The sequence below is a fragment of the Streptomyces sp. BB1-1-1 genome (assembly GCF_031597775.1).
GTDB lineage: Bacteria > Actinomycetota > Actinomycetes > Streptomycetales > Streptomycetaceae > Streptomyces > Streptomyces thinghirensis.
On the sequence record NZ_CP134205.1, the window covers coordinates 292,628 to 305,669 of the forward strand.

At 68.9% G+C, this 13,042-nt stretch carries 11 protein-coding genes; 6 read left to right on the forward strand and 5 right to left on the reverse strand.

Annotation, left to right across the window (positions count from 1 at the left end; translation table 11 throughout):
* Positions 1-66: 66 nt before the first annotated feature.
* Positions 67-726, reverse strand: a complete 660-nt coding sequence (locus tag RI578_RS41955) for an HNH endonuclease family protein (protein ID WP_310869174.1) — start codon at positions 724-726, stop codon at positions 67-69.
* Between the two features lie 1,437 nt (positions 727-2,163).
* Between RI578_RS41955 and RI578_RS41960 the strand changes: the two genes are divergently transcribed.
* Complete coding sequence (locus RI578_RS41960) at positions 2,164-2,400, forward strand: DUF397 domain-containing protein (RefSeq protein WP_310869173.1); 237 nt, start codon at positions 2,164-2,166, stop codon at positions 2,398-2,400.
* An 84-nt stretch (positions 2,401-2,484) separates the two neighbouring features.
* Positions 2,485-3,423 (forward strand): helix-turn-helix transcriptional regulator, encoded by a 939-nt coding sequence (locus RI578_RS41965; RefSeq protein WP_310869172.1) that lies wholly within the window; start codon positions 2,485-2,487, stop codon positions 3,421-3,423.
* Positions 3,424-3,532: 109 nt separating this feature from the next.
* On the opposite strand, the gene RI578_RS41970 is transcribed toward RI578_RS41965, so the two are convergent.
* From RI578_RS41970 to RI578_RS41980, 3 genes are all read right to left on the reverse strand, one after another.
* Positions 3,533-4,336 carry an SAM-dependent methyltransferase gene (locus tag RI578_RS41970; protein ID WP_310869171.1) on the reverse strand — a complete coding sequence of 268 codons (804 nt, stop codon included), beginning with the start codon at positions 4,334-4,336 and terminating at the stop codon, positions 3,533-3,535.
* 233 nt (positions 4,337-4,569) lie between these two features.
* Positions 4,570-5,358, reverse strand: a complete 789-nt coding sequence (locus tag RI578_RS41975) for a hypothetical protein (RefSeq protein WP_310869170.1) — start codon at positions 5,356-5,358, stop codon at positions 4,570-4,572.
* A 313-nt stretch (positions 5,359-5,671) separates the two neighbouring features.
* Positions 5,672-5,887 (reverse strand): hypothetical protein, encoded by a 216-nt coding sequence (locus RI578_RS41980; RefSeq protein ID WP_310869169.1) that lies wholly within the window; start codon positions 5,885-5,887, stop codon positions 5,672-5,674.
* A 729-nt stretch (positions 5,888-6,616) separates the two neighbouring features.
* On the opposite strand from RI578_RS41980, the gene RI578_RS41985 reads away from it, so the two are divergent.
* The 4 genes from RI578_RS41985 (at position 6,617) to RI578_RS42000 (ending at position 11,352) form a co-directional block, all read left to right on the forward strand.
* A complete protein-coding gene (locus tag RI578_RS41985; RefSeq protein ID WP_310869168.1) occupies positions 6,617-7,726 on the forward strand; it encodes a hypothetical protein in 1,110 nt (369 codons plus the stop codon).
* 180 nt (positions 7,727-7,906) lie between these two features.
* Positions 7,907-8,503, forward strand: coding sequence for a helix-turn-helix domain-containing protein (locus RI578_RS41990; protein ID WP_310869167.1), 597 nt, complete (start codon positions 7,907-7,909; stop codon positions 8,501-8,503).
* 24 nt (positions 8,504-8,527) lie between these two features.
* Entirely contained in the window at positions 8,528-10,630 is a 2,103-nt protein-coding gene (locus RI578_RS41995) for a hypothetical protein (protein ID WP_310869166.1), read from the forward strand.
* Positions 10,630-11,352: a helix-turn-helix domain containing protein gene (locus RI578_RS42000; protein WP_310869165.1), complete on the forward strand. Its 723-nt coding sequence runs from the start codon at positions 10,630-10,632 to the stop codon at positions 11,350-11,352. The genes RI578_RS41995 and RI578_RS42000 overlap by 1 nt, the downstream gene beginning before the upstream one ends.
* A gap of 982 nt (positions 11,353-12,334) precedes the next feature.
* On the opposite strand, the gene RI578_RS42005 is transcribed toward RI578_RS42000, so the two are convergent.
* Complete coding sequence (locus RI578_RS42005; protein WP_310869164.1) at positions 12,335-12,988, reverse strand: hypothetical protein; 654 nt, start codon at positions 12,986-12,988, stop codon at positions 12,335-12,337.
* Positions 12,989-13,042 lie beyond the last annotated feature (54 nt).

Genomic DNA, 13,042 nt, shown 5'->3' on the forward strand with positions numbered 1-13,042 from the left:
CGCCGGGCACACGCCCGGCGGCCGATCCGCTTGCGTATCACCGCCCGCCCTGCGGCGAGCTGGGAACTATGCGACGGGCTCGTAGGCCACGCTCTGCTCCGGGCAGCCGATCGCAGCCTCCTGCAGGGCTGCCACCTCGGTCTCGTCCGCGCTCAGGTTCCAGCGCAGCTTTGTGCCCACCCACTCGGCGATGTACCGGCAGTGCACCTCGGTGGCCGGCGGCAGCCACTGGGCCGGGTCCTGGTCGGCCTTGGACCGGTTCGAGCGGGCCGTGACCGCAACCAGACTGGTGGCCGAGCCCTGGTCGTTGGCGTACGCCTCACGCCGCTCGGATGTCCATGCGGAGGCGCCGCTGTCCCAGCTCTCCGCCAGGGGCACCATGTGGTCGATGTCGAGTCCGGAGGCCGAGGTCACCCACACCTGGTCGTAGTAGGACCACCATTGTCCCCCCGACAGCCGGCACCGGGGCCCGACCGTAGGCGGCTCGACGGCCTCGTCGAGCAGGACCTCGTTGCGGGTGGAGCAGCCGTCGGCCGGATCGTCGCCGGTGTTCCAGTGGCGGAAGGCGTCACGGTCGTAGCCCTCACGGGACTCGGCCGCGACCGGCAGGCGGCTGACCGCTTCAGCGAGCGGCAGCGTCTCCGCCGCGTGGACCGGCGTGGAAGCGGCGACGGACAGAAGGGCGAGGGACGCGGCGGCCAGGCCGCGCAGCACAGAGATGACCATGGACCGTTGATAGCGGCCAACGCCGGGGCGCGATCAGCCATTTGCCGAGTGCGCCGCCCGTGTGAGTGGAAATGTCATACCGGCTCCAGCCTCGATCCAGCCGCAGCTGATCACTGAATGAATGGAGCTGCTTCCTCCATGAGTGCCCGCAGCTGCTCGAGCGACGGCCGTAGCAGGCCCTGGCCACGGTGTACTCGGCGTGGCAGAAGCGCCTGTGCCCTGCGAAGTGCGCCGGCGCCCGGCGCGGGAATGATCTCCTGGGGCCTGCTGTGCATAGGGCTGCCGCGGACGGATTTGGATGCCGCAACGTCGGCAACTCCGTTCTTGGAACTATCGGTCGTCCTCGATGTCCCGTGGGGACGGTTGTCTTCCCATGCCAGGTCGAGGACGTAGCGCTCGGTGTGTGCGGTGTGCCGCCAGCTGTCCGACAGGGGGGCCGCCGTCCAGACGCGGCCAGATCTCGCAGTGCCGCTTCGCGAAGGCTGCCCATGGCCTGGCGGCAGGTCCATCAGGCAGCTCCCCGACGCACACCTGGGCGGGGCAAGTCCGTCTCTCTGCGGGGCCAAGGCCGAGCTGATTGACGACCAGGGTTCCGGTCTCGGACTGAGAGGGTGATTAAGAGGCGGCCTTCGACCTCGCCCGGAGCGGAGGGAGGGTCTCCCGGATACGGATGCCGACCTGGCCGGAGTGTTCGCCTGAAAGCTGTAGAGCTACTGATGGTAGCCGTTCCCGGCCACTACCAGCTGGCGTGCGAAGCCCATGGCGGCTGCGTCGTCGAGGTAGGCGTCGGCATCCTCTGCCTCGATGAAGCGAAGGCCATGGAGGGCTCCCATACTGTTCGACCAGGAGTCTCATGTGCGAGCCTCCCTCTCAGCGGGTGATCTTGACCTAGGACGGGTGGCCGCCCAGCATCCGGTGGAGGTCTACATCGAGTGGAGCCGGCGCAGTCGGCCCGTACGAGTGCAGCCGCACGTCAGAGCCGTTGTCAGTGCCGGCCGCTAGCGTTGCCGCATGCCTGAGAACGCTCAACTGGACACGCACTCAAGCGCCAGCGCGCTGCGGGAGCCTCATCGCGCCGCAGAGACCCGAAAGTCAGCGTGTTCATCGAACATCGGTACGTCTTCTGCTGCCTGAGTGCTCGGCCCTGCCTGAACGAACAGCCCGCGCCTGCTCATGTACAGGCGCAGGGCGCGGTCGTTGCCCTGGCATGCCTTCAGTCGCATCACGCCTGGTCGGCGCGGTGATATCTGTTCACCGTGTGCCTCTTTCGGGGGACACCGCGTCGCCGCTGAGGCGGCTACGATCCTGGCAACCCACCCTCCGTGCAATTGCATATGGGATCCCATGTCCCGCGAAGCAATGCAGAGGTCCGTGTGCGGAGCCCTCGAGGGACTCGTTCGGTGGGGCATCGTCGAGCGACCAGAGAAGGTGACGGCTGTGCAGTACCGCAACGGGCTTCCGGCGCAGAACATCAGCGGAGCGCTGTGGATCAAGAGCAGTCACAGCAACGCTACGGGCGGCAACTGTGTTGAAGTGGCGGCCTTGCCCGGCGGGGGAGTGGCCCTGCGCAACTCCCGTGACCCCCATGGTCCGGCACTGGTGTACTCCCCGGCGGAGATCACCGCGTTCCTGGCCGGGGCCAAGGCCGGCGAGTTCGACCACCTGACCGGCTGACGGGCCGACCGCAACCGTCGGACACGCAGTATGCGAGTCTGCGAAACTGGCGCGGATCCAAGGCCGTTTCGCAGGGGGGCTGGCATGTCCGACGGTTCCGGTTCCGGGTTGCATGAGGCCGCCGCGGCACCGGTGCCCGGGAGCACCGGGCAGAACGCCAGGCCGGAGGTGGCGGCCCGCCTGCTGGGGGAGGCGCTGCGCCAGGCCCGCAAGGAGCGCAATCTCGCTCTGCGGGACGTGGCCCCGGTCATCCGCGGCTCGGTCTCCAAGCTCAGCCGTCTGGAGCGGGGTGAAAGCCCGCCCAAGGACCGCGACGTGCGGGACCTGGTAGCGCACTACCGGCTGGCCGGCGACCGGGTGCACGAGATCGAAGCCCTCCTGCAACAGGCCAAGGACAACGCCTGGTGGCAGCAGTACAGCGACGTGACGCCCAACTGGCTCAAACGGCTGATCGGTCTCGAGGCCGGCGCAACCCGCATCTACTGCTATGAGAACCACGTCGTCCCGGGCTTGCTGCAGACCATGGAATACACGCGGGCCCTGGTCACCAACGGTCTGCCCGGAGCGGGGCCGGAAGAGGTGGAGCGCCGGGTCCGGCTCCGCCTGGAACGCCAGCGCATCATCCGCAGCCCTCAGCGGCCCGACATCATCGCCATGCTGGACGAAGGGATCCTCCTGCGGCCCGTAGGCGGGCCTGCTGTGATGAGCCGCCAACTCGACCATCTCATCCAGCTGTCGGACCAAGGCCGGATCAACATCCGCGTCGTGCCCTTCGACCGCAGCGCCAGCGCAGCACCCAGCTACCCCATCACCCACCTGACTTTCGGTGACGGCGGGCCCTCGGAGCTCGTCTATGTGGAGTTGATCGACAGCGCGATGTACCTCAGCAGGACCGCCGAGATTGAGCAGTACCGGCTGGTCCTGCTCAATCTGGCGAAGGCCTCGGCCCGAAGGAAAGACAGCCGGGCCATGCTGGAGCAGGCACGGGACCGCTATGCGGCCCACGCCGAGGAGCCAGTCTGACCCCGCCTTGAAGATCCGCCTTGCAGGCGGGTATCCAGCTGCTCCCCAGCGCCGGCCTGCCCGATCGGCCACTTGTTCACAGGATTTGGATGCGGCTGGCGCGAGACCGTCACAGCTGGGCTACCCCGCCCCACTCCACCCACTCGTCGCTGTGAGCGCGGGGCGGGAGACTGTCGTCCGGCCGCCAGTCGGTCACGTCCACCAGGCCCGGCTCCAGGACCTGCATCCCCTCGAAGAAGGCACGGACCTCCTCTTCCTCCCGCACCCTGCCCCAGTGACCATGGGTCGCCCCGTCCATCAGCGAGGTCACTCTCTCCCGCACCCCGGCGTCAGCACTGACGAGTTGGCAGACCACCAGGAAACTCCCCGGGGCGAGCCGCTGGGCCACATCGCGCACCAGTTCCCCGGGACGGTCGCGGTCGGGCAGGCAGTGCAGCACGGAGATGAACAGGGCGGCAACGGGCTGGGTGAAGTCGATCAGGTGCCGCACTTCGGGGTGAGTGAAGATCGCTTCCGTGTCGCGCATGTCGGCATCGATGACGACGGTGCTGTCGTTCTCCTCCAGCGCCGCGTGCCCGTGAGCCAGCACGCTGGGATCGTTGTCGATGTAGACGACCCGGGAGCTGGAGTCGATGCGCTGGGCGATCTGATGGACGTTGTCCTGCGTAGGCAGGCCGGATCCATGGTCGATGAACTGGCGGATCCCGTAGTCCTTCGCCAGTACGCGGACGACCCGCTGGAGGAACTCGCGGTTGTTGCGCGCCAGTACCTTGGTGCCTGGCGCAATCTGCATGAGCTTCTCGCACTCCTGGCGGTCGGAGGCGTAGTTCTCGATCCCTCCGAGCAGCCAGTCGTACATCCGCGCCACGCTTGGCACGCTCACGTCAATACCAGTTGTGTTGTTTTCCGCCATGTACGTCAAGAAGGGCCCCCAACCGTCCGCATCGGTGAATCGCCCATGCTAGAACCGCACAAGACGGCATCCAAGCTGACCGGCGGAAAAAGACCCCATCGTGAAATGAGCCCTTTCTGGCGCGAAAAAAGGCGCCCCGGAGCATTCCGGGGCGCACGCCGCCTGCTGACGGTCACGGAGGACCCGCTGAGGCTGGCCCGACCGCTGCCCAGGCGCCACAAGCCGCAGTGATCTCAGTCGCGCTCCGGCACGGTCTGCGCCCGGCAACGGCCGCAGACCGACTCCGCAGGACGGGAACCGTGCAGACTCACAGCAGCCTGACGGACCGCCTGCCACAGCGGCTCGACGTCATCAATGCGCCCGCCCAGAGCACGCACCAGGCGGGCAGTCGCCGGCCAGGGCAGAGCGTGCCGGCCGGCCAGGACCTGACGCAGACACTCCACAGGCAGCAGCGCCTGCTCACCGAGCCTGTGCAAAGCAGGGGAACCGGCTGACAGATGCAGACCGCGCAGTGCAGCCGCCAGGCAGCCGACAGCTCCCTGAGCAGGCAACCGAGACGTCATCAGCGTGCCGGCGGCACTCTCCCACAACAGTCGCAGATCCTCCGCCGTGCCACCGAACACACCGGCTAATGTGTACACCTCAGGCCACGACGGCACGGCGTCACCGTTCAATGCCTGGAGCACGTACTCCGGCTGGAGCCCCGCCCGCTCGGCCGCCTCGTCCACCACCACGCCTGAGCTGATCTGCAGACAAGCCAGGGCGTCCGCCAGGCGCTGGACGGCGCCGCGCCGATCCGCGGCCTGCCGGGGCGGGAAGAGGGCCCGCAGCGCAGGCGTACTCCAGCGGGCGCTGGCCTGCGCCGCGGTGATGCCCGCGGCCGCGCCCACCTCCTCCCAGCTCGCGCCTGCCTGCTGTGCCTCATGCACCACTGCCGCCGTACAGCGCTCCGCCTGACGGTAGACACTGTCGATGATCTCCAGCTGAGCCCGCAGCGGAAGCTGCAGCCTCTGGGAGGCCATCAGCCGTCCGGTGAGAGCCGCCAGGTGACGTGCGCTGCGCGCGGCACTGGGAACCGCCAGCGGCTGACCGCGCTGCGCGTTGCGCGCCCGCTGCGCGCGCCTGCGGCACAGCTCGTCACAGTAGTCCCGGCGCCGTCCGCGCCCTTCCCGCAGACGCAGCGGCTGCCCGCAGTGTCCGCACTTCTTCCGCTGAACCGGAGCTCGCACTGCCCTCTTCCGCCCCTCCGTGTGAAGTCGATGCACGGCGGTGCCTGCGCGGCGCACCGCGCAGGCACCGCCGCCGGAGCGCTTGGCTCCGGCAGGCAGCAGATCCCTACAGCCGAACGCGCAGGTAGCGGAAGGAGGACTGGGCCGCCAGGCCGGCGGCCGGCAGCAGCAGCCAGGCGTCCCGGCCGCCGGATCCCAGCACCCACACGACGATGATCACCACCAGGACGAAGCTCAGCCGCAGGCGGACGTCCAGGGCATCCAGGCAGGCGTTTTGTGGAATGACGGAGCGCGAAATGGTATTTTCGCGTCCGCGGGGCATGCAAGGCATACCCCGGAAGAAGCGGGCGTTCATATGGTTAGCAGCCTTTCTGACTGAGCGTCCGCAACAGGGTCCCGGTGGTGTGGCGACACCCCCGGGGCCCGCCCGCGTTTGGGGGCGTACGGCACTTTCTGGGGAGGAAGTTACCCCCTCCCGTGCGTCGTCGTCACGTTAACCCGGAGATCCAGAAGGCAACCGTCACGCAAAAATGCACGTGCAAGTCTCGCTCCGTTCGGCCCAGTTCTCCGGTCTGGTGAAAATCTGTCCACGCGACACATCTGACGCCCCTGGAACGGACAGATCTCGACCCTTCCGTTCAATAAGGCGAGAGAACCGGCCAACCCTTGACGGACAGTCAATGCGGGGCCGAAGGGTGCTCGTCAGCAGCAGATCTCCGCATTCACCCGTGGGAGGGATGCAAAGTCCAGCGGAGGACGATCTTCCATTCATCTGCACGTGCAGATGCAAAAAACAGAGGCTCCGTGACACGTTCCGAGGCCTGCCCCTTCGCATTGTTGCCTCAGGTAACCCCCTGCTCCAAACGGTGGACGCGCAGAGTCCGTCCGGCCGCCGCCCGTCCACGCAAAACAAGAGCGCCACCGGCACGTCGTGATGCACCTTCGGCCGATCGCGCTCGCCGCCCGCCCGGCACCGCCACAATGGGGCGACGCGGCACGGAGGGCGATCGAGCAGGTCGCCGTGCGGCGGCAGTCCGAATCGGGGGAGCGCATGGCACCACGCAGAATCACAGAAGCCCAAGCCGTCCAGGCGCTGATGGAACGCGGCGCGCGGCCCCTGGAGGCATTCCCGGGAACCCAGCACCCCTGGCGGTGCCAGTGCCTGACCTGCGGCGAGGTCCACACCCCCCGCTACAGCGACGTCGTCAACAAGGGCAGCGGCGTCTGCCGCGGAACCTGCCGCTCCCGGAAGATCTCCAACAGGCTCAGGCGTGACGGCACGCAGGCCGCCGCCACCATGCAGCGCTGGGGCTGGCTGCCCCTCGAGCCGTACCCGGGCGCAGCCAAGCCGTGGCGCAGCCGGTGCGCACAATGCGCCGCCGTCAAGATCAAACGCCTCTCCCACGTACGCAACGGACACGCCCGATGCAACCACTGCGCCGGGCGCGCCCTCGGCGCAGTGGCGGCAGCGGAGATCATGACGTCCGCCGAACTGGCCCCTCTTACCGCCTATCCGGGGCAGCAGATGAGACCCTGGCTCTCAAGATGCCTGCGCTGCGGCCACCTCGGGACTCCCACCCTCGCGTCGGTACGCCTGCGAGGCCACCAGTGCTGGGCCTGCAAGGCCGCCGCCTTCCCCGTTCGTCACCCCCTGGACGAGCAGCAGGCGGTGGCCTGCATGATCACGCACGGACTGGAGCCGCTGGAGCCGTACTCCGGAGACGTCAACGCCCCCTGGAGGTCACGCTGCACCACCTGTGACAGCGACTCGGCACCCGTGCCGGGGAGCATCCCCGGTCACCACCGTGCCTGCCCTGTCTGCGCGCGGCTCGACATCAGCCCGGTGGAGCCGGGCTACCTCTATCTCGCCGTCCACGATGACCTCCGGGCCCTGGGGTGGGCGGTGGCCCAGGGCCGGCACCGTCTGCACTCCATCGGCCGTTCCTGGCGGCCCCTGGCCCGCTGGCACCTGGCCGCAGCCCAGGACGCCTGGGCTTTCGGACGTCACCTGAAACAGCAACTGCGTGGCAACGGCTGCCCTCCTGTGCCGAAGGCGGACGCGGCACCCGATATGGCCTGGGCCCAGACGGTCTCCCTCGAGCACGTGTCCACCGGAGGCGTGGTGCGCATCGTCGAGGACGTGGCGGGACCCGCTTGCTGACACCGCAGCAGGCCGTAGTCCACCCGATGAGGCCCACTCGCCGCTGGCGCCCTGCGGGGACGCCAGCGGCGTAAGCGGGGGCAGACGCTGCATGCACGGCTCATCTTTGACTCCTCTTCGGACGCCCACTAGCATCCTCAATCAGATAAGTGATTAGGCATGCAGGAGAGGGCGGGAAAGGTGCTACTGACAACGGGACAGGCCGCGGAAGAGCTCGGATGCGCCATCACGACCTTCCGGCGACTCGTCAACGCCGGACTCCTGCCCGGACTGTCCCGTCGCGGCGTCCGTGTCATGGTCCCGCTCGAAACCGTCCAGGCACTCAGCACCCGCCACCACGCCCCCCTGGATCAGCTGTCTTCCCCGGAGGTCGCCGTCCTGCGCGTCGACACTGCGCGGCCCGCCGACGACCCGGACCGCGCCTGGAGAGGCTTCGCCTCCTCCCTCACCCCCGACGACCTCGTCAGAGCCCTGCGCGGCTGGTGGCGCTGCGACCCCGCCGGGGTAGCAGCCGGACAGGTGCTGCCGGTCACCCTGTCCGGCTACGTCGTGGCCGTCCTGACCGGTCTCCAGCGGTGGGAGAAGAACGCCAAGGGACGGCACGCCTTCCCCGACGCCCGCCTGGCCGGGTACGTCACCGACCTGGCCACTCCCCACACCACCATCACGGCAGAGTCGGCAGCCGACCGGTGGCTCGCCGAGCTCCTGCTCGGCACGCGGCTCGTCTCCCACTCAGGCGGAGCCGTCGCCTACGTTCCCACCCGCACAGCCGCGTGACTTGCCGGTCAAGGAGGCCTGCTGATGGACGCTCAGAGCTACAACGCCGCGCTCGCCGAACTGCGCGCTGTGCGGGACAGGATCAAGAAGTCGCGGGCGGAACTGACAAAGCTGGAAGCCGACCGCGACCAGCGGATCACCCGCCTTGCCGCCTACAGCAAAGCCAAGGCCGAGCGAATCGCCCCGGCAGCAGGGATGAGCGTCGCCGACATCGTCGCCCTCGCTCCGGAGCTGGCCCCGGACGACCTCGCCGCACCCGGCCAGGCCCCGGAGCCCGCCACGCCCCCCGAGGCCGCCGCCGCTGAGGCCGACGCCCGGCCGGCTGGCTCCCCGCAGGCAGTAGCGCCCGCAATCAACGATGCACAGAGCACCCCACCAACCCCGCGGCCCTCCGCAGAACCAGCGGACGCCTCGGCCAAGCCCATCACGGACGCGCCGCGGGCCCTGCCGGCCCTTCCCACAGGGGAGGCGGGCGATGCCTGGTTCACCCACACCTCAAGCCTTGCCTCCACTCGCCCGAACTTCACGCAGCAGGCCCGCTCCACCGTCTTCCTCGACACCGCCACCGGCGTCCTCGCCCACCGTCAGCACATTCACCACCTGGACCTCGCAGGCCGCACTGCTGCAGATATCCTCACCGCCGTTTTCCACGCCGTCCCCGACGGCGTGGAGCGGATCTACATCACCGCTGGCGACCCCTGGCACCGCGACGCCGACCGCTACCCCTACCTCCGCGACGCCGTCACCGCCTGGCTGAACGCCCCCACTCCCGGCTGGCGCACCGACACCGGCCGCGGCCGCGACCGCATGGCCGGACACTTCGTCCACGCCCGCAACCCCGTCGGCCGATACCAGCGCGACGACGGCAAGGCCCACGTCGAGATCCGCTCGGTGGGGGAGTGGTTCGACCTCGACGACCACGACACCCCGGCCACCGTCCGCGACGCCTTCGTCCTGCTGTGGCAGGCCCTGCGCCGCCACTGGAGCGACGCCGTCCTGATGGGCTCGCCCTCCCAGACAGGCCGGGACCTGTGGACCCGCACGATCCCCATCCGCGGCCAGCACGCCGACGGCTTTCCCGTCCTGTCCGAAGAATTGCGCGGCCTGCTCCACGCCACCGCCGGCCAGGGCCGCAACGAACTGATCACCCCGCCCCGCGTCCCCGAAAAACTGCCCGCCCTTGTCGAGTACGACCGAACCTTCGCCTACGCCAAGCACACCTGGAAGTCCCCGGTCGGCGCCCCCCGCCGCATCACCGCCGCCACCTTCGCCTCCTGGAGCGAGAAGGAACAGATCCGCGCCCTGTACGGCTGCGGCCACTGGCACGTCCGCGTCACCGTGCCCGACGGCTGGAACCACGTCGGCCTCCTCCCGGCGCCTGCCCCGGGCGACCGGGCCTGGCACTACCCCGCCACTGCCGGCACCACCTTCACCACCTGGGCCGGAGGCCCCGAACTCCACACCGCCCTGACCAACCCCCTTCAGCCGTGGAAGATCGAAATCCTCGACGGCATCCTCTGGGAAGACGGCAAGCCCCTCGACGACTGGGCCAAGAAACTCAAAGACACCTGGACCAACCTCACCGCCCAGGCCCAGATCCACGGCGACCCCCAGCAGGCCCGCGCCGCCCACCTCGCCTCCCGCGCCGTACGCGCCATCCTCCTGTACGGCATCGGCTCCTTCGCCCAGCGTCCCCGCATGGTCACCGGCACCACTCCCCGCACCATGGAACGCGACCTGCCCCCGGACGCTGAGATCATCGGCTTCGACGACGAGCAGATCACCTGGCAGCGCCCCACCGGCTTCAGCCGCGACCCCAACGCCCACCCAGAATGGGCCGCCGCCATCTGGTCCGGTGCCCGCGCTGCCCTCCTCAGCCAGCGCCACCGCGACGACAACGCCTACGCCGGAGCCCTGCACACCCCGCCCGGCACCGTCGTCGCCTTCCGTACCGATGCCCTCTACCTCACCCAGCACCAGAACTGGCCCTATCACCACCAGCCCGGCGACTACCTTCTGCGCGGCCACCTCACCGGCCCCGTCACCGCTCCCACCACCGAGGAGGAACTCCTCACCCTTCGGGACGCTGGAAGGGCCACCCACGCCATCACCCGGCAGGAGGCCTGATGCCGTCCCGCACTCGTCGCCGACGCTCCTCGCAGGACACAGGGAGGAACGAAGCCGCTCAGCTCGCCGACCGGCTCCAGCAGGCTGGCTACACCAAACGTGACATCGCCCGCATCATCGACCGCGACCCCTCCCTGGTCTCGCAGTTCTACTCCAGGAACAAGGGCGCAGCCTTCGTCCCCGCCCTGCGCCAGGTCCTCACCGCCGTCGAAACCGGCGGGGTCACCGACCTGCCCGAACTTGCCGCCATCGCGGCCCGCCACACCACCCGCCGTACCACCGCCTCCGGCACCCGCGCCCGCGTCCGCACCAAAGCCCTGCTGATCACCCCGACCGGCTCCGGCACCGGCCGCGTCGCCTCCCAGGCCATCGCCTCCGGGTCCGCCCGCCTGCGCCCCCTTATCGCCGAAGCGGCACGCCGCGGCCTGCGTCTGGCCTTCACGGTCCGCCTCGCCAAGACCGCCTATGTGCATCCCTCCGGCAGCCGCACCGACTCACCCGGGATCCGCCGCGATGTCACCCAGCGCGCTGACCACACCGAAGAACGCTCCTACGGCTCCGCCCAGACCGGCGGCTTCGATGCGACCGATTTCGCCCGCCGCGTGGACGCCGCCGGCGGTGACGTTACCGCCGCCGTGCACCAGTGGCTCTCGGAGACCGGCCGTATCCGCCCCGAAGCCCAGATTCTCCATCTTGAAGTACGCACTTGGCGTTCTCGCTGACGGCGGCCCTGTGTACTCGTGCGGCCAACGGCTCCCCACCGTGTGCGAGGCGTAGAGCGAAGGTTCCTCCCGTCTGAACTGGAAGGGAATCGGTCGGTCACGGGGCGGTCCGTTCCACCTCTGGCGGATGCAGAACCAAGTGAGCCTCTCGTATGAACGCACCCAGAGCCTCGTTCATGGGCTGAAGCTGCTGCCGACCCCGTTCCAGCGGCTCATCATCGGGCCAGTGGACCGAGTACGACGCGATCCGTTCAGCATCCCTCGGGGACAGAAGGCCAAGCTGGACGGCCTCCTTCAGCGCATTCGGGTGCACGCCGTCTCTGAGCAGAGCGACCAGCGCGGCCAAATCCTCAAGCTCAGAAGCTCCGCGCGGGAACCGGCTTCGTTCCTCTTCCCAGCGGCGCGCCGGATCCGTTCAACCTGCTGGTCCACGTGCAGGACCGCCTCGGACCGCGCCTCGGGCGAACTCTGCATACACAGTGCGGCGGGCTGTGAGTGCCTGCTGGTCGGCGGCGCTTCGGGTCTGTTCGTCGGACGGCTTGCACAGTGGCCTTCGCGTCGGCCCGGGCACCGAAGTAGCCCAGTGGCGCAGTCGCAAGTGCGATGACGGCCGCCACCGCATCAGGTGAGAAGACGGCCGCCACCAGAATGGTGGCATGATCCCCTCACGAGGAGGACAGGGAACCCAACCGGCCAGGGCCCTTGGGACTTTGGCGGAACGACGGCTGCCGCCATGCGGAAGCGCAAGCGATGGACGTCATGACGCAGTGCATCGGGCGCGATCCAGCCGTGGCCGGCCTGCTTGACCCAGGTGGGTGGCTCAGCCGTGATATCAAGCAGGGCCACAAGCCGGAGAGGGCGGACGTCCTTGGCTCCCCGCCGCCCGCTCCGGGCCAGGCCCGTCGTGCCAACGCTATGTCGCCGGTGATGTGACAACGACACAGCCCGGTCTGCGGGCGGTGAGCGCAGCGGGCTTGGGCTTCTACTTGATCTTCTCGGCTTGTGCAGCGCCCTCGGAACCAGCAACGGGCTCGGGCCCACCGGTGGCGGTGTAGTAGACCGAGGAGCCCTGCTTGGTGCGCTGGGCACGCTGCTTGGCAACGAGACCTTCGAGCGTGTTGCGAACCACGGTGGTCTGGACAGCACGTTCGGGATGGGCCTGGTTCAGCCCGGCAGAGACCTCTGCGGCGGACCGCGGTTCACTCTGCGCGGCAAGGTGACGGCGGACGAGTTCGACGAGGGTGGGCGCGTCGCTCTTCGCCGCTTTTGCCTTGGCCGGAGCCTTGGCGGCACGTGCCTTCTTGGCGGCGACGGGCTCCTTGGCCGCTGTGCGACCCCGCGAGGCCGTGGTCCTCGCGGTCTGCGAGCGCCTGCTGCCGGTAGGCTCAACGGCCGTCTTCTTGCGGGGTGAGGGCACGGTGGTGCTCTCAGCAGCCGGCGCGGGCACAGTGCCGGCCAGTGCCTGCTGGATGTTCACCAGAACATTGTGGTCCTGCTGCAGGGCGGTGAGCTTCTCCTGCAGCGTGGCGATGTCCGCGCCGATGCGCTCCTGCTCCTTGGCATTGCGCTCGAGGTCGCTGGCCACCTGGACGGCATACTGCGAGGCCACTTCGGTTGTGTTCGATGTCTCCAACATGGTGCTGTTCTCCTTGGCTGCGTGAGGGACGTGGAGAGGGAAGGTGACTGCCGG

Excerpts from the sequence above, each read along its gene's own strand:
- RI578_RS41955 (WP_310869174.1), bottom strand. The coding sequence starts at position 726 with ATGGTCATCTCTGTGCTGCGCGGCCTGGCCGCCGCGTCCCTCGCCCTT.
- RI578_RS41965 (WP_310869172.1), top strand. The coding sequence starts at position 2,485 with ATGTCCGACGGTTCCGGTTCCGGGTTGCATGAGGCCGCCGCGGCACCG.
- RI578_RS41970 (WP_310869171.1), bottom strand. The coding sequence starts at position 4,336 with ATGGCGGAAAACAACACAACTGGTATTGACGTGAGCGTGCCAAGCGTG.
- RI578_RS41975 (WP_310869170.1), bottom strand. The coding sequence starts at position 5,358 with ATGGCCTCCCAGAGGCTGCAGCTTCCGCTGCGGGCTCAGCTGGAGATC.
- RI578_RS41980 (WP_310869169.1), bottom strand. The coding sequence starts at position 5,887 with ATGCCCCGCGGACGCGAAAATACCATTTCGCGCTCCGTCATTCCACAA.
- RI578_RS41985 (WP_310869168.1), top strand. The coding sequence starts at position 6,617 with ATGGCACCACGCAGAATCACAGAAGCCCAAGCCGTCCAGGCGCTGATG.
- RI578_RS41995 (WP_310869166.1), top strand. The coding sequence starts at position 8,528 with ATGGACGCTCAGAGCTACAACGCCGCGCTCGCCGAACTGCGCGCTGTG.
- RI578_RS42000 (WP_310869165.1), top strand. The coding sequence starts at position 10,630 with ATGCCGTCCCGCACTCGTCGCCGACGCTCCTCGCAGGACACAGGGAGG.
- RI578_RS42005 (WP_310869164.1), bottom strand. The coding sequence starts at position 12,988 with ATGTTGGAGACATCGAACACAACCGAAGTGGCCTCGCAGTATGCCGTC.